Origin of the sequence: Streptomyces sp. NBC_01775 (assembly GCF_035917675.1) — a bacterium.
Lineage (GTDB): Bacteria > Actinomycetota > Actinomycetes > Streptomycetales > Streptomycetaceae > Streptomyces.
Genome location: NZ_CP109104.1, coordinates 924,133 through 948,408, shown reverse-complemented (window position 1 = coordinate 948,408; position 24,276 = coordinate 924,133). Strand labels below are relative to the sequence as shown.

The following is a 24,276-nucleotide window of genomic DNA, read 5'->3' as shown; positions in this document are numbered from 1 at the left end:
AGTGACACTCCGGCATCTCTCGTGCAGGGCGACGCTGTTCACCTCAACGATCACCTGGCCGATCCGGGCCAGTGTCGTCAACCCGGCCGGGGCGAGGACGAGTGGGGGTACCTGGTCGGCTCCGGTCTGGCGCAGGAGGCGTGCGCCTGCGGCCAGGGTCCATCCGGAGCCGGTGCCGGACGGCCTGCACCACCGCTCCGACCGCTGACCATGGCTGTCGTCTGTTGGACCGCCGCTGGTCGGAAGGGGACACCGGCTGTTCCCGCCAGGCATTCAATCGGTCGTGAAGGGGCAGTATTTGATCTTCAGGTTGATCCGCTGACCGGCCTCCGAGCTGGTCTTCAGGCCGGTCTGCAAGCCGGTCTTCGGGTTGATCTCCGGGTCGTTGGAGCGAGGAGAGTTGTGGCCATGCCGGATGGACAGGGTCGACAGGGCAGTGCGGTCGTCATAGGCGCGGGCATAGGCGGGTTGGTGACGGCGGCCGTACTGGCGCGCCGGTTCGAGGAGGTCGTGCTGGTGGAGCGCGATGCTCTCCCTCCGGACGACGCTCACCGTCCAGGCGTCGGACAGGCGCAGCACGTGCACGGACTGCTGGCCCGGGGAGCGGAACACCTGGAGAACCTCTTTCCCGGCCTGCGGGCCGAGTTGAGTGATGCGGGAGCGCCGGTCTTCGATCACGGAGCGGGCGCCCGCACGCAGGTGTGGGCCGGAACGCTCCCCGGGGTGACGGCCGGGGTCGAGGTCCAGACGGTGCACAGGGACGTCTTCGAAGGCGCGGTCAGGCGGAGGGTCCTGGCGCTGCCGCGTGTGACCGTCCGGGACGACACCGCCGTAGCGGGCTTGGAGGTGGACCAGGGCCGCGAGGCGGTCACCGGGGTCCGTCTGGAGCCCGGCACGCCGGAAGGCGAGCCCGAGACGGTGCCTGCGGAACTGGTGGTCGACGCCTCCGGGCGCTTCAGCCGGCTTCCCGACTGGCTGGAGGCGGCCGGGTACGCACGCCCGGCGGAAACCCGGGTGGACGCCGGACTCGCATATGCGACCAGAGTCTTCAAGGTGACCGAACCGCCGGCGCGGGGAATTCACGGTCTACAGCAGATGAACCAGGCACCGGACCGGCCGGGCGGGGTCTACGCGGCCGATATCGGAAACGGCCGCTGGATCGTCACGCTCTTCGGCGCCGGTGGCGCGCACCCGCCTGGGCGGGCCGGCGACGAGGCGGAATGGATGCGGTTCGCCCGAGACCTCGAAAACAGCCACCTCGACGCCCTCTTGGACAAGGCCACCCCCGAGTCGGGGCCCCATCAGTACAAGAGAACGGAAAATCTGCGGCGTGAGTACACGCGAATGCGTCGTATGCCGGACCGGCTGATCGCGCTGGGTGACTCCTACTGTGCCTACAATCCGGTGTTCGGGCAGGGGATGACGGTCGCCATCCGTGAAGCCGTCGCCCTGGGGGAGGCGCTGGACAAGCACGCGCAACTGGACGGCCTCGCCCGTCGGATCCAGCGGACGGTGGCCGGGATCGCGCGGGATCCGTGGCTGATGTCCACCAGCGAGGACCGGGTGTGGGCGGCTTTCATGCGCTCGGAGCGCCCGGGAGCGCTTCTGCGGGCAACGGCCTGGTACAAGCAGCGCCTGCTGTATCTGGCGGTGAATGAACGGGATCCGCACATTGTGAAGACATTCATGCGCGTTTATCACATGCTCGCCTCGCCCGCTGCCATGGGGAGTCCGCGCATTCTGGCCAAGGTACTGCTGCGGGCCTCCAGCCCGCGTCCCTCCCGTGCGTCGGGCTGACGGGCGTCACCTCGGAATCCCCCTTTCACGAGGCGAGGTCCGCGGGCCGGGCCGGGGTTGCCACCGGTACCCCGGCCCGGCCCGCTCCGGGAGTGCCCGAGCAGCCCGCGGCGCCCCAAACGACCTGCGGCGTAAGGGATATGCTGCCCGTCCGTCGGATCAGCGCTCTATGTTCCTTGGAGTTCCACCCCGTGAACACGTCGCCAGCAGACCAGCCGCACTCCTCGCCAGCGGAGGGCCCGCTCACCGGATGCCCAGCCCATGCTCTGGGGCCGCAGGCCCCGCCCTTGTACGGAGCAGACGTGGAATCGGACTTCACGGCGGCGGAGGAATCCCTGCGTGCCCGTTACGGGCCCGTCGCCCCGGTGACTCTGCAAGGCGGTGTTCCTGCCTGGCTGGTGCTGGGATACGAGGAGAATCTCGAAGTCATGCGCGATGCCGGGCGTTTCACCCGTGATTCACGGGCCTGGAACATTCAGCTGGACGACCAGCACCCGCTCGCTCCGCTCACGGCCTGGCAGCCGCTGTTGAATCTCACCGACGGCGAGGAACACACCCGTCTGCGAAAGGCGGTGGTGAAGAGCCTGTCCAACTTCAACTCTTCGGCGTCGATGACGGAATCTGCGGGACACGGCATCCAGCTGTATGTGGCGCGGCGCGCACGTCTGCTCATCGATGAATTCATCGAGCGGGGAAAAGCCGACCTCGTTTCCCAGTTCGCCGACCTCCTGCCGTTGCAGGTCATTGCTCACCTCCTCGGCCTGTCCGAGGAGCATGTACCGGCGCTCGTCGGCTCCGTCCCCGACACGATCACGGGTTCGGATACGGCCGTCGAGAGTAACCGGCAGGTCACCGCGTTGCTGTACGACCTTGTCGACCGCAAGACCCATGCCCCGGGCCACGACATCACTTCGCGTCTGATCGCCCACAAGGTCCGGGAAGGGCTGGGGGGAGATGACCTGCGGCGTGAGGTGGCGGAGCACCTGCGGATGATCCTCACGATGACCCACTCCAGCATGCCCGCCGTCCTCGCCAGTACCCTGCGCATGATGCTGACCGACTCGCGCTTCCGCGGCGAGCTGGCGGGCCTTCAGATGACGTTGCCGGACGCGGTGGAGCAGGTCCTCTGGGACTTCCCGCCGATGATCCGGCTGATCGGACGCTGGGCCCTGGTGGACACGTGGCTGGCCGGTCAGCTGGTCAAGAAGGGCGACCTGCTGGTGCACGCCATCGGCGCCGCCAACCGTGACCCGAAGATCCGGCCCGACATCAACGAGCCCTTGCGCGGCAACAAGTCGCACGTCTCCTTCTCCGCCGGCGCGCACGAATGCCCGGGCCAGGACCTTGTCCGCGGGATCGCCTCGGTCGGCATCGACGTCCTGCACGAACGGCTGCGAGACCTGCGGTTGGCCGTGCCCAGCAGCGAGGTGCGCGAGGAGCAGGCCCTGATGTCGCGCCACCTCAACAAGTTGCCGGTCACCTTCACCCCGGGCAAGCGCGTTCACATCCTGCGCACCCCGCCCACCGCCGGGGCCGACAGGGCCGCGGCCGGACGGCGGTAGGGGAGACAGCCGAAGAGCGGGGGTGGACGTCCCACCCCCGCTCAGTCAATAACTCACGCTCAGTCACCCGCTCACCCGCTCACCCGCACGTACTCCACGCACTCATCCGCTCCACGTACTCACGTGCCCCACGCCGCAGCGCTCCGGCCGCGGTGCTCAGTTCTCCGCCTGCTGCCACCACCAGGCGATGGACGGCACCGGGACGGGGCGCAAGGTGTCGTCGTCCGCCTCGGGCTTCCACCAGGACCCGTTCCTGGCGGCGATCTCGGTGTAACGGCGGCACTCGGCGGCCCAGTCCAGGTGCCCGCGGACGAACTGGCCCAGCGCGGTGAGGTAATTCCGGAGCCCGGGGCCCGCGTCCGGCATGATGCGGCTGTGGATCCGCAGGAACAAGGTCATCACGCGGTCCCGGAGGACGATGGCCTCCTGCTGGGCGCGGTGCGGGGACCAGCCGTTCTCGTGGGCGAGGACGTCGACCAGATTCAGGTCGTCCCCCGCACGCTCCAGTTCCTTGGAGCGGCTGTAGAGGTCGTTGTCGAAGGCGACGAGGGCCCAGGTCATTTCGGTGAGCGCACGGACCTGCGGCCGGTCCAGTTCGTCTTCCGGCACTTCATGTCCGGAGACGATCGGTATCAGAGCGGTAGAGGGAGCCATGCCGATCGCTCCCATCCACATGGGGACGTAGTCGGCGAGGCTGGGCAACTGGTTCTGCTGCCGCAGGGCCGCCTCCCTCACCACGGCGGAGAGGTAAGTGTCCATCCCGGCGACCCAGCGCCGGACCTGCTGCGGCGTCCCGTGGGTTTCCAGGGCGAGCCGTATCTCCCGCAGGGCGAGGGCCCGCGCGGTGTCATCGGGGCGCGGCACGGTCGACGGTTCCAGCAGGGCCAGGGTCCGTGAGGTCTGCGCTGCCAGCTGTTGCATCCGGACGGCGCCCTCGTCGATGTCGTCGTCCACCGCGAACAGCACGGCGTGCACCCTGGCGGCGAGTCCCAGCGGAGCGGAGTGGCCGAGGGGCATCGTCCGTGCCGTCAACTCGCCGAGATCCGCCTGCTCCAGGCGCCTCAGCCGCGCGGGGTCCGTCGTGACGCCCCGCTCACGCGCCCACTCCAGGGCGTCCGCGCCGAGGGAGCCCGCCTCCGGATGTCTCGCGGAGGGCAGGGGGCACCAAAAGGGAGGGGAGGGAAGCTGCTCGTGCAGCGTCGAGGCCGCCGGGTTTCCCGTCATATGGCAGCCCGTCCTCCGGGTATGGGCCGGGTCCCGCAGCCGAGACCCTTTGGACCTGCGCAGACGTCAAAGCGCTCTGTTGCCATGCGGCTCCCACCCTCCTGGTGACAGTCGTTGAATTCCCAACCGCTCAAATTGCCAGCGGCAATCCTGCCCCGACGCGGACAGAGATCAACATGAGGGAGCGTCATGTGATGTGGATCATGGGGAGGGTTGCGCAGGAGAGAGGAGAGTCTCAGGAGGTGACGGAGACAAACTGATGCCCTGTGCAGGTGATGTGGAAGTAGAGAGCGCCCGCACCGGCAACGTCCGCTGGAGGGCCGGCGCCCTGTTCGCCGCGGCCGGACACCTGCCCGCCGCCACAGCCGGAGCCGCCGCCTCCCGCCTGCCCCAACCGGTATTGACCGCCACGTTCGCCGCCATCGCCGCACTTGCCGCCGTCAGAACGCTGCGTCCCAGCCAGGCGAGCACCGGTCAGACGCCTGTGGTGCAACCCGCGAAGGCCGCCGGCACCGGCGCGGGGCCGGGTGCGCCGACCGGGCTCCTCGGGGTGGGCGGAGGATTCCTCGCCGTCCCCGCCCTGGTCACCGTGCTTGCATTCGAGATGCGGGCCGCCGTCGGCACCAGCCTGCTGGTCATCCCGGCGAACTCCATGGCCTCCCTGGCCACCCGCGGCGCCACCACCGCCGGCATCGACTGGACGGTGATCGGCCCCTTCACGGGCACGGCAATCCTCGGCGTCCGGGACGGCAAACGCCTGGCTGCCGAGGTCACCGGCACCCTGCCGCAACGCACCTTCGCCGTCGTGCTGCCGGGGCCGTGGCCGCCTTCATGCTCATCGACGGCCTCACCTGAACCAGGCCATCCGGCGCCGGGCGCTGCTTCGACCGTACGGCCGGTGCTCACACCAGCAGGCTTGCGGTTGGTCAAGCGGCCTGACCGAGGCCGACGGCGGTCAGGTCCTGCTCGCGCAGCGGGGTGAAGTCGACGTCGGGTTTCGGGCCGATGATGCTCATCGCAGTCCGCGGCATCGGCCGCCCACTCCAGCTCATCGCGAGTCGGCGAGCGGTTCAAGTGCCGGGGCAGGCGAGCGCAGGTGCGGCGTGCGTGCCGCCGGCCGGAAGATCATGACGGGATCTTCCGGCCGGCGGCTGGGTGCCTCGGACGGCGTCAGGGCGTGGGCCCGGGGCGGTCGGTGGTGAGTTCGGTCCCGGGGCGGGCGTCGTCCGGGGCTTCGGGGGTGTTCCCGGCCGGGAGAGCGGCACCGGCCGCCGGCCGGCCGGGGGAGCGGTGCCACAGCGGCGGAAGCCGACGGGTGAGGAGGTAGACGAGGGCGCCGACGACGAAGCCGACGTAGTAGGAGACCTCGCCCCACTCGGGGTGGTTCTCGGCGACGAAGCCGGTGTAGAGGGACGAGTTCCAGAACGGCACCGAGCTGAGAGTGCCCACGACCCAGGCGACGGCGCCCCATTCGAGGACGCGGCCCCGGTCGTAGAGCTCGGGGAGGCGGGAGCGGTCCCTGCGGGGGCCCGCGTAGTAGTCCATGAGCAGGACGGCGACGTAGGGGGCGATGAAGTAGGCGGTGAGGTTGAGGAACACCTCGAAGGAGGTGTAGATGCCGTCCGCCGCCCACAGGCTGACTCCGAGCGCGGCGAGGCAGATCAGGGTGACGGAGGTGCTGCGGCGCAGGGGGAGGCCCAGGGTCTGGAGGGAGATGGCGCCGCCGTAGACGTTGAGGAAGTTCTGCGAGAAGGACGACAGCAAGATGGCGAGCATCGCCGGCACGGCCCAGGGCCCGGTGAGTTCCTTGAGGGCCGCGATCGGGTCGCTGGAGTCGGTCGTTCCGGCGAGAATCGCCCCCGTGATGCCCAGCCAGGACAGGGTGAGGAAGTTGCCGGCCGCGGTGTAGATGCCTGCGTTGCGGCTCACGCGGGGCGTGCCGGGCAGGTAGCGGGAGTAGTCGGAGGCGAACGGGAGCCAGGCGATGAGGAAGGCGAGGAAGTGACCGCCGAGCGTGACCCAGCCTCCGGTGGCGCCGGTGTAGCCCGAGGCTGAGGGATTGGCGTCGAGGACGGAGCTGCCCCGCTGCAAGGCCACGACAGTGACCAGCAGGAACAGGCCGAAGAGGACGAAGGTCAGGATCCGCTGGAGATAGTGGATCATGTTGTAGCCGAAGACGGCCACGGTCAGCTGGAGAGCGGCGAGGACCACCGCGCAGACCCAGAAGGGGATGCCGATCAGGGCGCCGAGGGCCTTGCCGCCGAGGATGATGGTGACGGCGGCCCAGCCGACCCCGGCGAAGACGTTGATGTAGGCGACCGGGAGCAGGTTCCCGACGAAGCCGAGAGGGCCGCGGGCCTGCATCTGCTGGGGAACTCCCAGATGCACTCCCATCCGGGACATGACTCCCATGGCGACGGAGCCGATGAGCGCGCCGACGATGATGGCCCAGATCGCCGCGCTCAGGGACAGACCGAGAGAGGCGGCGCTGAACCCCAGCAGCATGATGGGGAAGTTGAGGCCGGCGGCGAACCAGATGAAGAACTGGGAGCTGGCCTTGCCGTGGCGTTCCGCGTCGGGGATGTGGTCGATGCCGTACGGCTCGATCTGGGTGATGTTGTCCCGGTAGCCGTGGTCGGGTTGCTGCGTTGCCCCGGCGTCGCCGGTGGGTGCGGTTTCCATGTGTGGAGCTCCTTCGGTCCAGATTTCGCGCGTGTTGCATGCCAGTGGTAGGGGAGGGGGCGGGGTCCCTCGATGTGGCTCCTCGGTCCTTCCGCTCCCAACGCGGGAGCGGATCGGGCCCGTTCGCAGGTTTTCGGTAAGCCCTGTTCAGTCGCCTTGACGTACAGGGGAGGTGTCTCTAGCTTTTGTGCCATGCCAGATACAAGAGATGCGGAGCAGGCGTTCCGTAAGCAGCCTCTGCGGGGCACCAGCGTCCGCAGCCGGGTCATCAGTGAGCTGCGCGGGCGGATCATCTCCGGTGAGCTGGCCCCGGGGACGAGCCTGTCGGAGATCGTGTTGTCGGAGGCGTTCGGCGTGAGCCGTACGCCGGTACGCGAGGCGCTCAAGCAGCTCCAGACCGAGGGCCTGGTCAACATCCGGCCCCGGGTGGGGACGTTCGTCTCGGCGCCCTCGCGGCGGGAGATCACCGAGCTGTTCCAGATGAAGGAGCTGCTGGAGGGGGCCGCGGCCCGGCTGTTGGCCCAGCGCGGCCGGGTGCCCGAGCTGGAGGAGCTGGAGGACAACCTCGCCCGTGCCGACGCCGCCGTCGCGGACGGAGATCAGGAGCGGTACGCCGAACTGGTCCACGAGTTCCACGATTTGGTGATGCGGGGTGCGGACAACGCGAAGCTCGCGGATCACTACCGCACGCTGATGAACCAGCTCGCCTACCACCGGCTGGTGCACACCTCCCTGTCGCAGCCGGGCCGTCCGACCCGTTCGGAGTCCGAGCACCACCACGTGCTGGAGCTGGTGCGGGCGAAGGACGGCGACGGCGCGGAGCGGGTGATGCGGGAGCACGTGCGAGCCAGCCACCGTGCCCTGATGGACAGCCTGGACCCGCAGGCTCCCCCCACGGCACCGCGGGCGGCCGACTGAGCGCGGCCTCCGCGTCACGGACGCCGGCCCGTTGTCACGGAAACCGGCCCGCGCCGCACGGATGTGGGTGTGCTCATCCGGCATTCCGGGTCACGAACGCAGGACGAACGGGTCGTCGGCCGGCCCTTCGCCGGTGTCGATCCAGACACTCTTCAGCCGTGTGTACTCCTCCATGGCCTCGGTGCCGTGTTCCACGCCCATGCCGCTGGATTTGAAGCCCGAGCGCGGCGACATGGGTGACATGGAGCGGTAGGTGTTCACCCACACGGTGCCCGCGTCCAGCCGGGAGGCGACCCGGTGTGCGCGGGCCAGATCGCGGGTCCACACCCCGGCGGCCAGCCCGTAGACGGTGTCGTTCGCCAGCTCGATCAGCTCCTCCTCGGTGTCGAAGGGCATGAGGGCCACGACGGGGCCGAAGATCTCCTCCTGGCACAGCCGCATGCTGTTGGTGGCGTCGACGAAGACGGTCGGCCGGAAGTAGAAGCCCTTGTCCAGGCCGCTGTCGGGACCGGGCCGCAGGCCGCCTGCCGCGACCCGGGCCCCGTCGGAGCGGCCGAGCCGTACGTATTCCTCGACGCGGTCGCGCTGGCTTTCGATGGCGAGGGGCCCGAGCTGGGTGGCGGGCTCCAGCGGGTCTCCGAGACGGATGGCTTCGGCACGGGCCGAGACCCGTTCGACCACCTCGTCGTAGACCGCGCGCTGCGCGAAGACGCGGCTGCCGGCCACGCAGGTCTGGCCCGCCGCGGCGAACACCCCGGCGACGATGCCCGCGGCGGCGTTGGCGACGTCCGCGTCGTCGAAGACGATGTTCGGGGACTTGCCGCCCAGCTCCAGGGTGGTGGGGACGAACCGCGAGGCGCAGCCGGCCGCGATCCGCGCGCCTGTGCCCGTACTGCCGGTGAAGGACACCTTGGCGACCCGCGGGTGCTCCACCAGCGGGGTGCCGACCTCGTCGCCGTAGCCGGTGACGACGTTGACGACACCGGGCGGGAACCCGGCCTTCTCGAACAGCGGGGCCAGCTGGAGGAGCGAGGCCGAGGTGTGCTCGGACGGTTTGATCACCACCGTGTTGCCCGCCGCCAGCGCCGGCGCGATCTTGGTCGCCGTCAGCAGCAGCGGTGAGTTCCACGGCGTGATGGCGACGACCACCCCGAGCGGTTCGCGCACGGTGTAGTTGAGGATCTCCCGGCGGGCGGCGGGGATGGTCTGGCCATGAGGTTTGTCGGCCAGACCCGCGTAGAAGTGGAAGTACTCCGGCAGGCTCGCCAGTTGGGCGCGCATCTCGGTGAGCAGCTTGCCGTTGTCGAGAGTTTCGGTACGCGCCAGTTCCTCGCCGTGTTCGCCGATCAGTTCGGCCAGGCGGCGCAGCAGCGCACCGCGCCGGGGCTGGGGCAGGTCCCGCCAGGCCGGGTCCTCGAACGCCGCCCCGGCGGCCTCGACGGCGCGATGGGCGTCGGTGAGGTCGCCGCGCGCGGTCTCGTACCACGTGGTGCCGGTGGTGGGGTTGGTGCTGGGCAGGTACGTGCCGCCCGCGGGCGGCACCCAGGCGCCGCCGATGTAGTGGTCATGGCGCGGTAGCCGTGGTGCGGTCACGGTCCACCTCCGTGGTGTGTCGGATGATCTCGGTCGTCAGGGGGCCGGGGGCCTCAAGGGGGAGGAGATGGCGGGCGCCGGGAACGACGACGTCGCGCGCGCCGGGGATCGCGCCGGCCAGCTGCCGGGTCATCTCCGGGGTGGAGCCGGGGTCGGCTTCGCCGGTCACCGCCAGGGTGGGTACGGAGATCTCGGGCAGCCGGGGCCACAGCTCGCGGTCGGCGCGGGCGAACACCTCGTAGCAGGCGAGGTAGGAGGAGTGGTCCTGGGCGAGGAGCGTGGCCTGTACGGCGGCGGCCAGCTCCGGCTCCGCCGCCTTCCACGGGGTGGTGAACCAGCGCTCGACGGCCGCGTGCACGGAGGCGGGGAAGTCGCGGCGGGCCGTCTCCAGCCGGCGCTGGACCTCGCGGCTCTCCTGCTCGGTGCGCCGGGCCACCGAGCTGACGAGCGTCAGCGAGGCCACCGCCTCCGGGCGCAGCAGGGCGGCCCGCGCGGCGACCAGGGCGCCGAGGGAGAAGCCGACCAGGTGGGCCGGTTCCGTCAGGCCGTCGGGGCCGTCCAGGGTGCCGAGGACGTCATGGGCCAGCTCTGTCAGGGTGACGCCCCCGGGCGCGGGCGAGGAGCCTCCATGGCCGCGCAGGTCCACGGCGCGGGTGCGGTGGCGGGCGGCGAGCGCGGGGCGGCAGCGGTCCCACATGCGCCGGTCCAGGCCGACACCGTGCAGCAGCACCAGGCCGGTGCCGTGACCCGCGTCGTCGTAGGCGAGGCCCGCGTCGACGTGGCCGAGACCCCGGGCCGGGTTCCGCCCGGACCCGCTGCCACCCCCCTGCGCGCTATTCGTCCCGTCGCTCACTGTTCGCTCTTCAGCGGCGCGAGGCGGGCCTGCGGGCGGCCCTGCGCCGCCGCGGCCAGGGCGATCACGATCTCGTCGGCGCGGGGCGCGTCGGGGATGCGGACCTCCACGCTCTGGTGGTGGGAGCGGACGGTGGCGTCGGTGATGTGCTTGAGCGGAATGTCGAAGACGGTGCCGGCCGCGGCCCGCTTCTCCACGGCGGGCAGCAGCGTGGTGGCCGACGCCGCCTCGCGGAAGTGGTCGCCGAACTTGAGGGTGTGGATGAGCGCCGAGCCGTGCTCGACCTCGCCGTCGAGGCCGACGACGGCGCCCTTGCCGTACGCCTCGACCGGGGAGCCGAGCGCCTTGACGACCAGCGGGGCCAGCAGAGCGCCCAGTTGTGGGGCGATCTCGTCGATGCCGGGGGCGAGGTCCGCCACGAAGCCCTGCCCTGCCCACGGGTTGTCGATGACAGCGGCGACGACGGCGGTGCGCGCGGTCGGCGAGACGGCTTGTCCGCCCTCGGTGTGGATCTCGTCCAGCAGGGTGACGGTCTTGCGGAGGTTCATCGGTTTCACCGGGTTCCTTCCAGGTCTTCCAGGGTTTGCAGGGTGACGACGGGGTCGGTGCGGCGGTCGCCGATGCGGGCGTTGGGGCGCGGGCCCGTTGCCGCGGCTGCGGTGATCAGCAGTTCGTCGGGCCGTGGACCGTCGGGCACGCGGATCTGCGCCGCTGCGTAGTGCGAGCGGGTCGCCGCGTCGGTCTTGTGCCAGACGGGCACCGTCACGGTGGTGCCGGCCGCGGCCCGCTCCTCGCTGAAGGCGATGATCGAGGTGCCGTCCAGGAGTTCGCGCAGCACGTTCCCGAAGTACGGGGTGTGGATGAGGGCGTCGCCGTGCTCCGCCTCCCCGTCCAGGCCCACGAGCGCGGCCTTGCCGAAGGCGGCGATGGACTCGGCGCCGCCGAGCATGGCGGTCAGCCGGTCGGCGATCTCCCGGGCCAGGAGCGGCGCCAGCTCTTCCACCTCGGGCTGGAGGTCGGGCACGATGCCGCGGCGGGCCCACGGGTTGCGCACCGCGAGGGCCACGGCACCGCGGCGTACGGGGGTGTTCACGGGTGCGCCGAGCTCGGTGGTCAGTTCCTCGCAGGAGGAGACGATCCGCCGTATCGGGTTCACGGGCGGTCACCCTCGCCCGAGAACCGCGGCAGGACGTGCTCGGAGAACAGCTCCAGGCTGCGCATGGCGTGCTTGTGCGGCAATCCCGGGTGCGTGGTCCACAGCATCAGGTGCTCCAGGCCCACTTCGTCCCGCAGCTCCTCGATCTTTCCCGCCACGTGATCGGGTGTGCCCACCAGCAGGTTGCGGTCGTTGAGGAAGTCGAAGCTCAGCTCGTGCTGGGGGCCCAGCTCCTCGCCGTCCTCCATCAGGTTCGCCAGGCCCCGCCAGTGCGTCACCCACTGGTAGGTCTGCAACAGGGCGTGCTCGAACTCGGCTCGGGCCTGCTCCATCGTGTCGGCCACGTACACGTCCCGCACCAGGGCCAGCCCCTCGCCCGGGGCGAAGGGGCGGCCCGCGGCCTCGGAGGCGGTACGCCGGTACAGGTCGAAGCGCTTCTTGAGGGCGGAGACGGGCGGCAGCCAGAAGATCCCCTGCATGCCCTGACGGGCCGAGGACTCGATGGAACGGGGCGAGTCGACGACCTGCCACAGCGCCGGGTGCGGGCGCTGGTACGGCCTCGGCACCACGGCCAGTTTGTCGATGACGCCGTCGTGCGTGAACTCCTCGGTCGCGGGGGAGAGCGGGTGGTTCCACCGCACGTCCGGCGCCGGGAAGTCGTGGAAGCGGCCGTGGTGTTCGAAGAACTCCCCGGACCACGCCTTGCGCAGGATCTCCATCGTCTCCTCGAACAGGGCCCGGTTCTGCTCCTGGTCGCGGGGGTCGGCCAGCGGGTTGAGGTTCATCGCCTCCCGCCCGTACAGGCCGCGGCCGACGCCGACCTCGACGCGGCCACCGGAGAGCTGATCGAGCAGCGCCAGGTCCTCCGCCAGGCGCAGCGGATGCCAGAACGTCACGATGTTCGCGGCCTGTCCGATGCGCAGCCGCTCCGTACGCGCTGCGATGTCGGTGCCCATCAGCACCGGGTTCGGGGTGAGTTCCTGCCCCTCGTGGCCGAAGTGGTGCTCGGTATACCAGGCCGACCAGAAACCCGCCTGTTCCGCCGCCACGGCGTACTCGCGGGCCTCCTGCATCAGGCGGTGGTAGTCGCCGAGCCCACCTGGAGCCCCGAGCGCGTGGAAGATCGAGAAACGCATGGATCTGCCCCTCATCCCTCAACGTGTGACGTCTCTTGCATGCAAGAAGGAACCTAGGGAGGCCACCATCAACGCGTCAAGGGGTTCGACACCGGGGTCGCTGGATTCCTCATACATGCAGGTAGAAGCGGGATAGAGCGGAATTCTCGCCCAGGGGTCAGCCTCTCTAGTGTGCGAACTATTGACATGCAAGCTCGACGTTCATAGCTTCCTGCCACACAACGCAGACTCTCCGTTGCCACGGGAGGGAAGAGGATGAGCACCGACCTCAAGAGCCGGATCGAGGCGGCCTGGGCGGCAGCCTGGAACCACGGCGACACGGAAGCGCTGGACCAGCTGCTCGCCCCCGGGTACGTCCGCCACGGCCGTACCGCCCAGACGCGCGAGGACCTCAAAGCCGGAATCGCCGCCTGCCGTACGGCACTGCCCGATCTGCGGACCGTCATCGACGACTGCCTCGTCGCCGACGGCCGGGCCGCCACCCGCTGGCACAGCAGCGGCACACACACCGGACCGCTCCTGGACGTGCCGGCGACCGGCCGGCGGGTGACGGTCTCCGGCGCGACCTTCTCCCGCGTGGAGAACGGGCTGATCACCGAGGAGTGGGTCACCTGGGACCCGCGTCAGATGCTCCAGGCCCTCGGGATCATCACCCTGGACAGCGCGTTCGAGCAGAACTCCCGGCTGGAGGCGACCACCGCATGACCACCCGCACCGGAACCCGCGCCCCGGACCACGCCCCGGCCGCCGCAACCGCCGCCGAGGCACCGGAGACGCCAGAGGCACCGGAGACGCCCGAGGTGCCCGAGGACCAGGTCAAGGGGCTGCACCGTAAGTTCGTCACCGGCGTCACCATCGTCACCACCATGGACGGTGACCGCCCCCGCGGCCTCGCCGTCAACGCCTTCTCCAGCATCTCGCTGTCCCCGCCGCTGGTGATGGTGTGCGTCCAGCGCACCTCCTCCACCTACGAGCCCCTCTTCCGCTCCCGCCACATGGGCATCAGCATCCTCGCCGCCGACCAGCTCCCCGTGGCCTCGGTGTTCGCCACCAAGAGCAGCGACAAGTTCGCCGAACTGCGCTGGACCCCGGCGGCGCACGGCTCACCCTTGATCGATCACAGCTCCGCCACCCTGGAAGCCCGCATCGAAGAGCGACTCCAGACCACGACCCACACCATCTTCGTGGGACGCGTCGTCGAGGCAGCTCACTCGGACCGGCCGCCGCTCATCTACAGCGCCGGCGGCTTCTACGACGGAGGCCGCCTCGACCAGGCGGCCTCCTGACCAGCGGGCCAGGCACTTTCTGACCCCCCGGCCGGCGGAGGTGGGCCTCCCCCGGACCGTCCGGGACGCCCACCTCGCCCTGCCGGGCGCGCCCGCGGGGCCTGCCGCTCGGCGGCAGACGCCCGTACGGGGCGCGGGCCGGCTCAGCGCAGCAGGACCGGCAGCTCCTTGTAGCCGTTCATGCCCAGGGACGGCACGCGCGCGGCCGGTCTGGGGACGAGCCCCAGCCCGGGGAAGGCCTCGAACAGCCGCCGCAGGGCGATCTCGGCCTCCAGCCTGGCGAGGGACGCGCCCGGACAGCGGTGGGGACCGACGCCGAAGGCGATGTGGCGGGAGACGTCCGGGCGGCCGGGGGCGAAGACCTCGGGATCGGGGTCGGGGAAGGAGCGCGGGCAGCGCTGTACGGCCGGCAGCGGGACGAGCACCGCCTCTCCCTCGCGGATGACCTCGTCGTCGACGGCCACGTCCTCGGTGGCGTAGCGGAACATCAGGTTGCGGCTGGGGGACTCCCAGCGCAGGGCCTCTTCCACGATGTCGGGCCACGGGTTCTCGCCCGCGTCCTGCCGGGCCCTGGCGTCCGCGAGCGTCCCGGGGTGCGTCAGCAGCCCTCTGACGGCATGGCAGATCAGGTTGGCCGTGGTCTCGTGGCCGCCGATGACGGTGACCACGAGGTTCCCTATGACCTCCGCCTCCGTCAGCTGCCCCTCGTCCATGGCCGCGACGAGTTCCATGATCAGGTCGTCCCGGTCACCGCGGGCGCGCTTCTGCTCGATCAGGGACAGCAGAGCCACCGGGAAGTCACGCCCGACGGTGTTCTGGACCTCTTCCACGTCGGCCTCGGAGTTCATCGCCGCGGCCGACAGCTCGCGCAGTTCCTCGCGCAGCGGACCGTCCTCGGGCACGCCGAGCAGGGAACAGATGACCTCCAGCGGCAGCGGGAGCGCGAAGCCGGCGTGCAGGTCCGTCTCCTCACCGGCGGGCACGGCGCTCAGCTCGGCCAGCAGGCGGTCGACGATGGCCTCGATATGAGGACGCAGCGCCTGCACCCGGCGGGGGGAGATGGCGCGCTGGACGGGGAGCCGCAGGCGCCGGTGGGTGTCGCCGTCGGTGGTGAGCAGGCCCTTGCCCTCCACGATGAACAGCAGCGGCCAGTCCGGGGGTATCTCCCCGCGCGCGTGTGCGCCCCAGTGCTTGATGTCCTTCGAGAAGCGGGGATCGGTCAGCACCAGGGTGGCGGCCTCCCGGGTCGTCACCGCTTTGGCCACCACGCCACCAGGGAGCGCCACAGCGGCAACCGGCCCTGCGGCTCGGAGTGCTGCTCCTTCGGTTCTGTGGAGATCGGCCGGGGCGGGTTCGAGATGAACCTGGGCAGGGCTGTCCACTGCTGTCCATTCGTCGGTGGAGTCGGGGGGAGGGGAAAGGTCACAGGGAGTGCGGTGGGGGAGCGGGCAACGTACGGCAGGTCCCAGGCGAGCTCCTCCTCGGGGACCGCCAGCCGGAGCCCCGGAAGCCTGTTCCACAGGACCTCAAGTCCGGCCCGGACGATGAGCGTGCCGAGCTCCTGCGCCGGACACCCGTGGGACCCGGCGCCCCAGGCCAGATGTGACCTGTTGGTGCGGGACACATCGAAGCTGGCAGACCGCATCGCCGGGTCGGCACCGGTCGCCCCGAGGCAGATGATCGCCATGTCACCCGCGTTCACCGGGTATCCGCCGAGCGAGGTGTTCTGGGTGGCCCAGCGGCCGATGAGGTTCTGGATCGGTGCGTTGACCCACATGACGCGGTTCATCGCCTCGTCCATCGGACAGCGCCCGGCGATGACGTCGGCGTTCAGGTCCGGATTGGTCAGCAGCTCCAGCACGGTGTTGCAGATCCAGGTCGTGCTGGCGCCGCGCCCGGCGACTATCTGGAGCCACACGTCTTCGCCCAGCTCGTGCGTGTCCAGCTCCTGCTGCGTGAGCCGGTTGTAATGGTGTGTCCAGGAGACGAGGTCGGGCCCCGGCGCGCGCTGCTTCTCCTCGACCAGGGCCCGCATCCGGGTATCCAGTTCGGCGGCGGCGTTCTCGGCACCCGGTCCGCCGCTGAGCATCTCGTGGATGGCGTTGCCGGTGGCCAGCGCGCTGCCCTCGTCCATGCCCATCAGCCGCATCATGACCAGCAGGGGCAGTTGTAGCGCGTACTGGTCCAGGATGTCGGCCTCGTTCTGCTCCCGGGGCCCCCCGTCGGGGAAGAACGCGGTGATGAGCTGGTTGGCCAGGTCTTCGATGAGGTCGCGGGTACGGAGCAGATCCAGCTCGCCGAGCGCCTTGTTGCCGGGCCCCGACAGGCGCGCGTGCTCCGGGCCCTCGGCGTTGAGGCGGCTGCGCCGGTAGGCGAACTGGGGAATCATCGGATGGTCGGGGGGCAGTACCCCCTCGGCCAGGTCGCGGTACCAGCGGGAGTCCCGTGTCCAGACATGGCCGCGGTTTTGGAGGATCTCCACCTGGTAGGCGTGGTCCAGGACGAGATAGCCGCGGAGGGCGCCGGTCTCCTCCAGCGCCACGGGAGCCACAGGGCCGAAGGTCTTGCGGAGGCTTTCGTAGTACGAGAACGGATCGCGGGCGAAATCCTGCCCGTAGAGCGGGGCGCCGCGTGCGGGCCACGGCGAACGGACGCGGGGCCAGGGGTCACCAAGAGGGTTTGCTGAGGCATAAGTTGACACAGCGAACATCCTGTAGGGCTGCGCTCTCCGGGACAACCGCGACAGGGCTTCGGGTGTGCGTCCTGCCGTCGTCCCGGGCACGGCAGATCGCTCCACCGCCCCCCGGCGGTCAGCCCGGCGATCCGAGCCGGAGCATCACCTTGCCGCAGCCGCCCGCCGGGTCGGCGGCGACGGCCAGGGCACGGGCGCCCTCCTCCAGGCCGAAGCGGTGACTGATGAGGGGGGCGACGTCGAGACCGTCGTGCAGGGCACGGAGCGCGTCGTCGATCTCCTCCGCGAAGCGGTACGAGCCGCTCCAGGTGATCTCCCGCGTCACCAGGTCGCCGAGGACGGCGGGGGCCGGGGCGCCGGGCAGATTGCCCACCTGGATCAGGTGGCCGCCGCGCGCGGTGGCGGACAGCACCGGACCGAGGGCCCCGGGCGCGCCGGACGCCTCGAAGACCACTTCGACATCGTCGGGCAGCCGTTGCCCTGCCGACAGGTCCCTGGTCTCCCCGGCGCCCATGGCGCGGGCGAGGTCCAGCGCGGCGGGGGCCACATCGGCGGCGATCACATGGGCGGCGCCGAGGTGCCGGAGCGCGGCGACGAGCAAAGAGCCGATCGGTCCCGCGCCGTTGACCAGGACAGTACGCCCCCGCACCCCGGGAGCGCGGCCGACGGCGTGCAGGGCTACGGCCAACGGCTCGGCGAGGGCGCCGTGTTCGGTGGTGACGCCCTCGGGCAGCGGCCTGAGCTGTGCGACGGGCACGGTGCGGTACTCGCAGAAGCCGCCGTCGGTGTGCGGGTCGAACGCGGCCGAACCGAAATAGCGCACCTTCGGCAGCAGGTTGGTCCGCCCGGCCAGACGCTCGGGCAAGGCCGTGTCGCCGACGGGGCTCGCGGGGTGCACGGTGGCGGGGGCGCCCTCCTCGATCCCGGTGACGCCCCGGCCGAGCGCTGCGACCCGCCCGGCGACCTCGTGGCCCAGCACCAGGGGGTGGGCCAGGGTGGCGGTGCCGGAGGCGCCGTGCTTCCAGTAGGAGATGTCGGAGCCGCAGACGCCGCCCCATTCGAGCGCGAGCAGTACCTCACCGGGACCGGGCACGGGGTCGGGCCGCTCGTCGATCCGTACGTCACGGGGCCCGTGGACCACGACGGCTTTCATACGGCGTCCTCCAGGCGGACCAGGTCACGTCCGCGGGTCTCGGGGGCGAGCAGGGCGGAGATCAGGGTGATGAGGGAGTAGACGACGAGCATGGCGGCGATCGGCCACCAGCTGCCGGTCGCGGCGGTCAGCGCGGCGGCCAGCACCGGGCCGACCGCGGTGGCCAGGACGCCACCGATCTCCTTGGCCACGGCCAGCTGTGTGAAGCGGGTGCGGGAGCCGAAGAGTTCGGCCATGGTGACGCTCTCCAGCGAGAACAGGCCCAGCACGCCGATGTTCAGCGCGAGGATCATCCCGAGGGTCAGCGCCACGGTGCTGCCGTGGGCGATCATCAGCATGAGCGGGAACGCCAGCACCGCCATCAAGCTCGTCAGCGCGAGGTAGACGGGCCTGCGGCCCCACCGGTCGCCGGCCATCCCGACCAGGGGCACGGTGGCGAAGCCGACGAGGGAGCCGTAGAGGATGGCGTCGGTGGGCACGGAGCGGTCGACGGCCAGGCTCCCGGCGACGTAGCCGACCAGGAAGGTCTGCACGAGGCCGGAGTTGCCGGCCTGCCCGAAGCGCAGGCCGAGTGTCAGGAAGAAGGCCCGGCCCTTGCGCTGCCGCAGCCCCGCCTCCAAGGTGGCGGCGGGCTTCTCGCCGGCGGCGGAGCGCAGGTCACCGCTGTTGAGCGCCACCCCGTCCACGACGTCGGGGCGTTCCTCGAAGACCGGGCTTTCCTTGAGGTTGCGGCGCAGCCAGATGGCGAACAGCAGGGGGAGGAAGCTCAGCAGGAACGGCAGGCGCCAGCCCCAGGAGAGGAGCTGATCCTCGCTGAGGACGCCGAGCAGGAGGGCCCACAGCCCGGAGGCGGCCAGGGTGCCGGAGTTGGTGCCCAGCGAGGCCAGCGAGGCGACCAGGCCGCGGCGGCGGACCGGGGCGTACTCGGCGAGCATGACGGTGGCGCCCGCGATCTCCGCACCGGCGCCGAATCCCTGGGCCAGGCGCAGCGCCACCAGCAGCGCGGGAGCCAGCAGACCGATCTGCGCGTAGGTGGGCAGCACGCCGATCAGGGTGGTCGAGGCACCCATCATGACGATGGTGATGACCAGGACCTTCTTGCGGCCGAGGCGGTCACCCATGCGGCCGAAGTAGACGGCACCCACCAGGCGGGCGACGTAGCCGACGCCGTAGGTGGCCATGGCCGCGAGGAGACCGAGGGCGGGGCTCGCGCCCGGGAAGAAGATCTTGTTGAAGACGATCGCCGCGGCCAGGGAGTAGAGCTGGAAGTCCATGAACTCCAGGGCGGTGCCCAGCCATCCGGAGACGGCGGCTCTGGTCAGGTCGCGGGTCGTGCGCGGCGCGGTACCGGCGCCGGATGGCTCCTCGGTGGCGGCGCTGTGGGTCATCGTGAACTCCGTTGTTCATACGGGGACTTGGGGGGACGGTGAGACGGGCGGGACGGCGGTGCGGGGGAGTGGCGTGGCAGGGGAGCGGCGGTGCGGGCGTGCGGCGTCAGACCTCGATCCGGCCCGCCCGTAGCGCGGGCAGCCTCGCGGCCACGGCGCCGGTCAGCGCGGTGTCCTCGGCGAGGTCGGGGGCGCCCAGCGCGGTGAGCAGGGCGCGGACGGTGCCGGTGGGCTCCGGATGGGAGTGCCAGCAGGCGGCGAGGGCCTCGGCCGCGGGGTCGGCGGCCTTCCCGTCCGGGTGGGTGGCGTGGACCCATCCGGCGAGGGCGAGTTCGAGGAGGGGCGTGGCGGCGCCGGCCGCGCGCAGGGTGCGCAGGGCGGGCAGCCAGCGTTCGGGGAGCTTCAACGAGCCGTCGGCGGCGATCTGGTCCAGCCGGTGGCCCATCGCCGGGTTGCTGAAGCGGGTGACCAGGTCGGCGGCGTAGGCCGCGGGATCGGGCCCGCCCGGCGGCAGAGTGGGGGCCACTTCGGCGCACAGGGCCCGTACCAGCGGCGCGCCCCAGTCCGTGTCCAGGGCGTCCGCGACGGTGTCGCGTCCGGCGGCTGTCCCCAGGTGGGCGAGGGCCGAGTGGGAGCCGTTGAGCAGCCGCAGTTTGGTGAGCTGGTAGGGCGCGACATCGGGGACGAACAGCGCGCCGTCCAGCTCCCAGGGCGGCCGGGGCGCCGCGAAGGAGTCCTCCAGCACCCACTGCCGGTACGGCTCGCCGGTCACGGCCGCGGTGTCCCGCACACCGAGCGCCGCCGCGGCACGGTCGAGGTCGGAGTCCGTGGTGGCGGGCACGATCCGGTCGACGACCGTGGCGGGGAAGGCGACGGCTTCGGCCATGCGGTCGAGCACGGTCTGCCGGTCGGGCCAGCCACTGGCGGCGGTGAACTCGCGCACGGCCGCGCCGAGTACGGCCCCGTTGTCCGCCATGTTGTCGCAGGAGACGACGGTGACCGGCGCGGCGCCGGACCGCATCCGCGCGGCCAGTCCGGCGGCGAGCCGTCCGATGACGGTGGTCAGCCGCGCGTGGCCGTCCCCGGCCGTGGTGCGCTCCAGGTCCGCCGCGACGGCCGGTGCGGCCCGGTCCAAGGCGGTGCCTTGTTGCCCGGCGCGTCCCGGGCGGCGGTGGTAGCCCTTTTCGGTGACGGTGAGGGTGACGACCGTGACGGCGGGGTCGGCGAGCAGCGCGTCGACGCGCGCGGCGTCGTCGGACATCACCAGCGCCCCGGTCAGCGCGGCGATGACGCGGGTGGCGGCGCCGTCCGGGCGGCGCTCGGTGAGCGAGTAGAGGAAGTCCTGCTCGCGCAGCGCCCGCGCGGTGCCCGGGGAGCGGGGCGCGACCGCGGTGATGCCCCAGGGCTCACCGGAGCGGGCGGCGGCCTGCTCGGTCCAGACGGCCTGGTGGGCCCGGTGGAAGGCGCCGAGCCCGAGGTGGACGACGCGGGTGCGCAGCGCTTCCGGGTCGAGTGCCGGTCGGCACTCGGGCGGGAGGCCGCGCAGGGCCGCGCGGCCGAGGCGGGTGGGGTCGGCGGCGGTCACCAGTCGTGGACCGATCCGTCGAGGCGCCGGGCCACGGGCAGATAGCGCGGCTCGTACGGGAAGCGGGCTGCGGCCCGCTCGTCGAACTCCACGCCGAGGCCGGGCTCCTCGGAGGGGTGCAGCATGCCGTCGGCGAACGTGACCCCGCCCTGGAAGACCTCGGCGGCTTCCTCGGGGTGGCCCATGTACTCCTGGATGCCGAAGTTGGGGACGGCCAGGTCGAGGTGGACATTGGCGCTGAGGCTGACCGGGGAGAGGTCGGTGGCGCCGTGCGAGCCGGTGCGCACCTGGTAGAGGGCGGCCAGGTCGAAGATGCGGCGCAGGTGGGTGATGCCGCCGGCGTGGGCGACGGTGGTGCGGACGTAGTCGATGAGCTGCTCGGTGATCAGGTGCTGGACGTCCCAGATGGAGGTGAGCACCTCGCCGACCGCGACGGGTGTGGTGGTGTGCTGCCGGATGAGGCGGAAGGACTCCTGGTTCTCGGCCGGGGTCGGGTCCTCCATCCACAGCAGTCCGACGTCCTCGACGCGCTTGCCGAAGCGGGCGGCCTCCATGGGCGTGAGCCGGTGGTGGACGTCGTGCAGGAGGTGGAAGCCGAAGCCGAAGCGCTCGCGCACCGCTTCCAGGTAGGTGGGGGCGAAGCGGAGGTAGGACTCGGTGTCCCAGGGCTGCTCGTCCGGGAGGGCGGTGGCCGCCGGCTCGTACAGCTTGCCCTTGCGCACGCCGTAGGTGCCGCCGACGTCGGGGACGGCGGCCTGCGCGCGGACGGCCTTGTAGCCGAGGTCGAGAAAGCGCTCGACATCGTCGAGGAGGGCGGGGGTGTCGGTGCCGCTGGCGTGCGAGTAGACGAGGACGCCGTCGCGGGAGCGACCCCCGAGCAGCTGGTAGACGGGGAGGCCCGCGGTCTTGCCCTTGATGTCCCACAGCGCTGTGTCCACGGCGGAGACGGCCGTCATGGTGACCGGGCCGCGCCGCCAGTAGGCGCCCTTGTACAGGTACTGCCAGATGTCCTCGATACGGGCCGGGTCCTTGCCGATCAGCAGGGGTGCCACGTGGTCGCGCAGATAGGCGACGACGGCCAGCTCCCGTCCGTTGAGGGTGGCGTCGCCGAGGCCCGTGACCCCGTCGGTGGTGGTGATGCGGAGGGTCACGAACGTGCGTCCTGGGGAAGCGACGAACACCTCGGCGCGCTCGATCTTGCTCACGGCGTCCCTTCTCCTTCGAAGTGTCGGGCAGTGCTTGTATGGAAGCACTTGTCGAATAGATGGGCAAGGGATCCGTGAAGCTCACCTGTGGATTCTCCGTGGACCTGGGGGGCCGCCGGCCCCGATACGATGGGCCGCATGGCTGACTCGAACCGGCGGGCGACCAGTCGGCGCGCGATCTACGAACAGCTGCGCCAGAAGGTCTTGACCCTCGACCTCGCCCCGGGCGCCGCCATCTCCGAGAACGAGCTGGCGGCCTCCCTGGGGGTGAGCCGCACCCCGGTCCGGGAGAGCTTGATCATGCTGGCCCAGGACGGGCTGGTGCAGATCTTCCCCAAGATCGGCTCCTTCGTCTCCCGGGTGGACCCGGCCCAGGTCGCGGACGCCCAGTTCCTGCGCGAGGCGGTCGAACTGGCCGCGCTGGAGGATCTGCCCGACGAGCTGGACCCCGGCCTGGTCGAGGAGCTGCGCGAGAACCTGGAGCACCAGCGCGGCCCCGGCCTCGGGCTGGAGGACTTCTTCGCCCTGGACGAGGCGTTCCACCAGGGGCTGCTGCGGCTCAGCGGCCATTTCAACGCCTGGACGACCGTCGCCGCCGCCAAGGGACATCTGGACCGGGCCCGCAGGCTCGGGCTCTACGAGCACGCGTCGTCGGCCGAGTTCGCCGCCCAGCACGGAGAGATCTTCGAGGCGGCCGTCAGCGGCGACACGGACCGCGCCCGTACCGCCATGCGCACCCATCTGCGCGCGGTCTTCAGCGACATCGAGCGCATCCGCGCCCACTCCCCCCACCTGTTCGCCGCCGACTCCGGCACCGTTCCGGTCCGCCGCAGCGTCGCGGTCTGGGAGTAGGGGCGCCGGGACAAGAAACGTCCCCCGCGGCCGGGTGACCGGCCGCGGGGGACGAGAGGTGCGCCCCGAAGGGGCGCGGGGAACTGCGCGACAAGCCACGATGTTCCCGCAGACGGCCTACCGGACTTCCGCGGAGCGCTCAGCGCGCTCAGCCGGTGTGCGCCTTCTGGTAGAGGTCGCCGGTGTAGTAGTCGGCCGGGTCGGGGTTCTTGTCCAGCTGCTTGTTGCGGACGAAGAAGTCCCCGAGCTTCTTCAGCCAGCGGCCCGCCTCGCCGCTCTTGGTCTTCGCCGCCAGATCGTCGGTGGAGAGCGTCTCGACGTGCGAGGCGTCGGCCTTCGCCTGGGCCTTGCTGACGTGCAGCATCTTGGCGGACAGGGCGATGGACTCCTCCGGGTGCTTCTTGCGCCAGTCGTTGGCCTGCTGGAGCACCTTGATCACCTTCTTGTTCTTCCCCTCCGGCACCCTGTTGCCGGCGACGAAGGCGGTGGGGAAGGAGTCCTTGGTGTCCTTGGTGCTGGCCACCTCCTCCGTCTTCGGGACCTTCTTCTTGATGGTGTCGATGGCGGGGTAGAAGATGCCGGCGCCGTCGATCTTCCCGGAGGTGAAGGAGGAGACGACGGTGGACGGGTCCATCGCGATCTTCTGGATGTCCTTCGTGGTCATCCCGGCCTTCTCCAGCGCGATGTTGAGGATCATGTCGCCGGACGTGCCCTCGGGTACGCCGACCCGCTTGCCCTTGAGGTCCTTCATCGTCTTGATGCCGGGCTGCCCGATGACGCGGTCGGCATAGGTCAGCGTGTTGAGCGTGATGACCTTCGCCTTGCCGGAGGCGGGCAGCCACATGGCGCCGGGGCCGATGTAGCCGTAGTCGAGGTCGCCGGAGCCGAGTGCCTGGATCTGCACCGGTCCGTTGTTGAACACCTTCGTCTTCGCGGTGAGGCCCTGCTTCTTCCACAGGCCCTGCTTCTGGGCGATGGCCAGCAGACTGGCGCCGTTGTAGTCGCCTATGTAGCCGAAGTTGACCGTGTTGTCGTCCCCGGAAGCGCCGGTGGAGCACGCGTTCATGGCGAAGGTGAGGGCGGTGACGGAGAAGAGCGCGGTCACAGTGCGGCGGATGGTGCTTCCGGGCATGACGGAGGTGTCCTATCGGAGGGGAGGGAGGGCAGCGCCCCGAAGGGGGCGGGGCTATGTCT

20 protein-coding genes and 1 pseudogene are annotated in these 24,276 nt (G+C 70.9%); 7 read left to right on the top strand and 14 right to left on the bottom strand.

Annotated features, from left to right (window positions below):
- The first annotated feature begins 210 nt into the window (after positions 1–210).
- Positions 211–1,797, top strand: coding sequence for an NAD(P)/FAD-dependent oxidoreductase (locus OHB04_RS04610; protein WP_326809400.1), 1,587 nt, complete (start codon positions 211–213; stop codon positions 1,795–1,797).
- Between the two features lie 92 nt (positions 1,798–1,889).
- Positions 1,890–3,359, top strand: coding sequence for a cytochrome P450 (locus OHB04_RS04605; RefSeq protein ID WP_326806850.1), 1,470 nt, complete (start codon positions 1,890–1,892; stop codon positions 3,357–3,359).
- A gap of 156 nt (positions 3,360–3,515) precedes the next feature.
- Here OHB04_RS04605 and OHB04_RS04600 read toward each other — a convergent pair whose 3' ends face one another.
- Positions 3,516–4,583 carry a terpene synthase family protein gene (locus OHB04_RS04600; RefSeq protein ID WP_326686388.1) on the bottom strand — a complete coding sequence of 356 codons (1,068 nt, stop codon included), beginning with the start codon at positions 4,581–4,583 and terminating at the stop codon, positions 3,516–3,518.
- 292 nt (positions 4,584–4,875) lie between these two features.
- Between OHB04_RS04600 and OHB04_RS04595 the strand changes: the two are divergent.
- Positions 4,876–5,438, top strand: a pseudogene (locus tag OHB04_RS04595) (TSUP family transporter); the annotation flags it as partial.
- 315 nt (positions 5,439–5,753) lie between these two features.
- Here OHB04_RS04595 and OHB04_RS04590 read toward each other — a convergent pair.
- Positions 5,754–7,265 carry a purine-cytosine permease family protein gene (locus OHB04_RS04590; protein ID WP_326686387.1) on the bottom strand — a complete coding sequence of 504 codons (1,512 nt, stop codon included), beginning with the start codon at positions 7,263–7,265 and terminating at the stop codon, positions 5,754–5,756.
- A 192-nt stretch (positions 7,266–7,457) separates the two neighbouring features.
- Here OHB04_RS04590 and OHB04_RS04585 point away from each other — a divergent pair, with 192 nt between their 5' ends.
- The gene (locus OHB04_RS04585; protein ID WP_326686386.1) at positions 7,458–8,183 is read left to right on the top strand and encodes a GntR family transcriptional regulator; all 726 of its coding nucleotides are present in this window, start codon (positions 7,458–7,460) and stop codon (positions 8,181–8,183) included.
- Between the two features lie 90 nt (positions 8,184–8,273).
- Here the strand turns inward: OHB04_RS04585 and OHB04_RS04580 are convergent, their stop codons facing one another.
- The 5 genes from OHB04_RS04580 to OHB04_RS04560 are packed head-to-tail and all read right to left on the bottom strand — an operon-like array spanning position 8,274 to position 12,921.
- Complete coding sequence (locus OHB04_RS04580; RefSeq protein WP_326686385.1) at positions 8,274–9,776, bottom strand: aldehyde dehydrogenase; 1,503 nt, start codon at positions 9,774–9,776, stop codon at positions 8,274–8,276.
- Positions 9,748–10,629 (bottom strand): alpha/beta fold hydrolase, encoded by an 882-nt coding sequence (locus OHB04_RS04575; RefSeq protein WP_326806849.1) that lies wholly within the window; start codon positions 10,627–10,629, stop codon positions 9,748–9,750. Before OHB04_RS04575 ends, OHB04_RS04580 begins: the two co-directional genes overlap by 29 nt.
- Positions 10,626–11,177 (bottom strand): amino acid synthesis family protein, encoded by a 552-nt coding sequence (locus tag OHB04_RS04570; protein ID WP_326692585.1) that lies wholly within the window; start codon positions 11,175–11,177, stop codon positions 10,626–10,628. Before OHB04_RS04570 ends, OHB04_RS04575 begins: the two co-directional genes overlap by 4 nt.
- Before the next feature lie 5 nt (positions 11,178–11,182).
- Positions 11,183–11,785, bottom strand: a complete 603-nt coding sequence (locus tag OHB04_RS04565; RefSeq protein WP_326686383.1) for an amino acid synthesis family protein — start codon at positions 11,783–11,785, stop codon at positions 11,183–11,185.
- Positions 11,782–12,921, bottom strand: coding sequence for an LLM class flavin-dependent oxidoreductase (locus OHB04_RS04560; protein WP_326806848.1), 1,140 nt, complete (start codon positions 12,919–12,921; stop codon positions 11,782–11,784). The genes OHB04_RS04565 and OHB04_RS04560 overlap by 4 nt, the downstream gene beginning before the upstream one ends.
- A 255-nt stretch (positions 12,922–13,176) precedes the next feature.
- Between OHB04_RS04560 and OHB04_RS04555 the strand changes: the two genes are divergently transcribed.
- Positions 13,177–13,626 carry an ester cyclase gene (locus tag OHB04_RS04555; protein WP_326686381.1) on the top strand — a complete coding sequence of 150 codons (450 nt, stop codon included), beginning with the start codon at positions 13,177–13,179 and terminating at the stop codon, positions 13,624–13,626.
- Positions 13,623–14,207 carry a flavin reductase family protein gene (locus tag OHB04_RS04550; protein WP_326686380.1) on the top strand — a complete coding sequence of 195 codons (585 nt, stop codon included), beginning with the start codon at positions 13,623–13,625 and terminating at the stop codon, positions 14,205–14,207. Before OHB04_RS04555 ends, OHB04_RS04550 begins: the two co-directional genes overlap by 4 nt.
- Before the next feature lie 143 nt (positions 14,208–14,350).
- Here OHB04_RS04550 and OHB04_RS04545 read toward each other — a convergent pair whose 3' ends face one another.
- The 6 genes from OHB04_RS04545 to manD all read right to left on the bottom strand — a co-directional run bounded on the left by OHB04_RS04545 (position 14,351) and on the right by manD (position 22,230).
- Positions 14,351–15,460 (bottom strand): cytochrome P450, encoded by a 1,110-nt coding sequence (locus OHB04_RS04545; RefSeq protein ID WP_326806847.1) that lies wholly within the window; start codon positions 15,458–15,460, stop codon positions 14,351–14,353.
- On the bottom strand, positions 15,457–16,908 hold the full coding sequence (locus OHB04_RS04540; RefSeq protein WP_326686378.1) for a cytochrome P450: 1,452 nt from the start codon (positions 16,906–16,908) through the stop codon (positions 15,457–15,459). The genes OHB04_RS04545 and OHB04_RS04540 overlap by 4 nt, the downstream gene beginning before the upstream one ends.
- Positions 16,909–17,017: 109 nt before the next feature.
- Positions 17,018–18,052, bottom strand: coding sequence for an L-idonate 5-dehydrogenase (locus OHB04_RS04535; RefSeq protein WP_326686377.1), 1,035 nt, complete (start codon positions 18,050–18,052; stop codon positions 17,018–17,020).
- Positions 18,049–19,440, bottom strand: a complete 1,392-nt coding sequence (locus tag OHB04_RS04530; RefSeq protein WP_326686376.1) for an MFS transporter — start codon at positions 19,438–19,440, stop codon at positions 18,049–18,051. The genes OHB04_RS04535 and OHB04_RS04530 overlap by 4 nt, the downstream gene beginning before the upstream one ends.
- 106 nt (positions 19,441–19,546) lie before the next feature.
- Entirely contained in the window at positions 19,547–21,025 is a 1,479-nt protein-coding gene (locus tag OHB04_RS04525; protein ID WP_326806846.1) for a mannitol dehydrogenase family protein, read from the bottom strand.
- Positions 21,022–22,230 carry a D-mannonate dehydratase ManD gene (manD, locus tag OHB04_RS04520; RefSeq protein ID WP_326806845.1) on the bottom strand — a complete coding sequence of 403 codons (1,209 nt, stop codon included), beginning with the start codon at positions 22,228–22,230 and terminating at the stop codon, positions 21,022–21,024. Before manD ends, OHB04_RS04525 begins: the two co-directional genes overlap by 4 nt.
- 138 nt (positions 22,231–22,368) lie before the next feature.
- Here manD and OHB04_RS04515 point away from each other — a divergent pair, with 138 nt between their 5' ends.
- Entirely contained in the window at positions 22,369–23,082 is a 714-nt protein-coding gene (locus tag OHB04_RS04515; protein ID WP_326806844.1) for a GntR family transcriptional regulator, read from the top strand.
- 148 nt (positions 23,083–23,230) lie between these two features.
- Here OHB04_RS04515 and OHB04_RS04510 read toward each other — a convergent pair whose 3' ends face one another.
- Positions 23,231–24,214 carry an aliphatic sulfonate ABC transporter substrate-binding protein gene (locus tag OHB04_RS04510; protein ID WP_326686372.1) on the bottom strand — a complete coding sequence of 328 codons (984 nt, stop codon included), beginning with the start codon at positions 24,212–24,214 and terminating at the stop codon, positions 23,231–23,233.
- Between the last annotated feature and the right edge of the window lie 62 nt (positions 24,215–24,276).

Excerpts from the sequence above, each read along its gene's own strand:
- OHB04_RS04610 (WP_326809400.1), top strand. The coding sequence starts at position 211 with ATGGCTGTCGTCTGTTGGACCGCCGCTGGTCGGAAGGGGACACCGGCT.
- OHB04_RS04600 (WP_326686388.1), bottom strand. The coding sequence starts at position 4,583 with ATGACGGGAAACCCGGCGGCCTCGACGCTGCACGAGCAGCTTCCCTCC.
- OHB04_RS04590 (WP_326686387.1), bottom strand. The coding sequence starts at position 7,265 with ATGGAAACCGCACCCACCGGCGACGCCGGGGCAACGCAGCAACCCGAC.
- OHB04_RS04585 (WP_326686386.1), top strand. The coding sequence starts at position 7,458 with ATGCCAGATACAAGAGATGCGGAGCAGGCGTTCCGTAAGCAGCCTCTG.
- OHB04_RS04570 (WP_326692585.1), bottom strand. The coding sequence starts at position 11,177 with ATGAACCTCCGCAAGACCGTCACCCTGCTGGACGAGATCCACACCGAG.
- OHB04_RS04560 (WP_326806848.1), bottom strand. The coding sequence starts at position 12,921 with ATGCGTTTCTCGATCTTCCACGCGCTCGGGGCTCCAGGTGGGCTCGGC.
- OHB04_RS04555 (WP_326686381.1), top strand. The coding sequence starts at position 13,177 with ATGAGCACCGACCTCAAGAGCCGGATCGAGGCGGCCTGGGCGGCAGCC.
- OHB04_RS04550 (WP_326686380.1), top strand. The coding sequence starts at position 13,623 with ATGACCACCCGCACCGGAACCCGCGCCCCGGACCACGCCCCGGCCGCC.
- OHB04_RS04535 (WP_326686377.1), bottom strand. The coding sequence starts at position 18,052 with ATGAAAGCCGTCGTGGTCCACGGGCCCCGTGACGTACGGATCGACGAG.
- OHB04_RS04530 (WP_326686376.1), bottom strand. The coding sequence starts at position 19,440 with ATGACCCACAGCGCCGCCACCGAGGAGCCATCCGGCGCCGGTACCGCG.
- OHB04_RS04515 (WP_326806844.1), top strand. The coding sequence starts at position 22,369 with ATGGCTGACTCGAACCGGCGGGCGACCAGTCGGCGCGCGATCTACGAA.
- OHB04_RS04510 (WP_326686372.1), bottom strand. The coding sequence starts at position 24,214 with ATGCCCGGAAGCACCATCCGCCGCACTGTGACCGCGCTCTTCTCCGTC.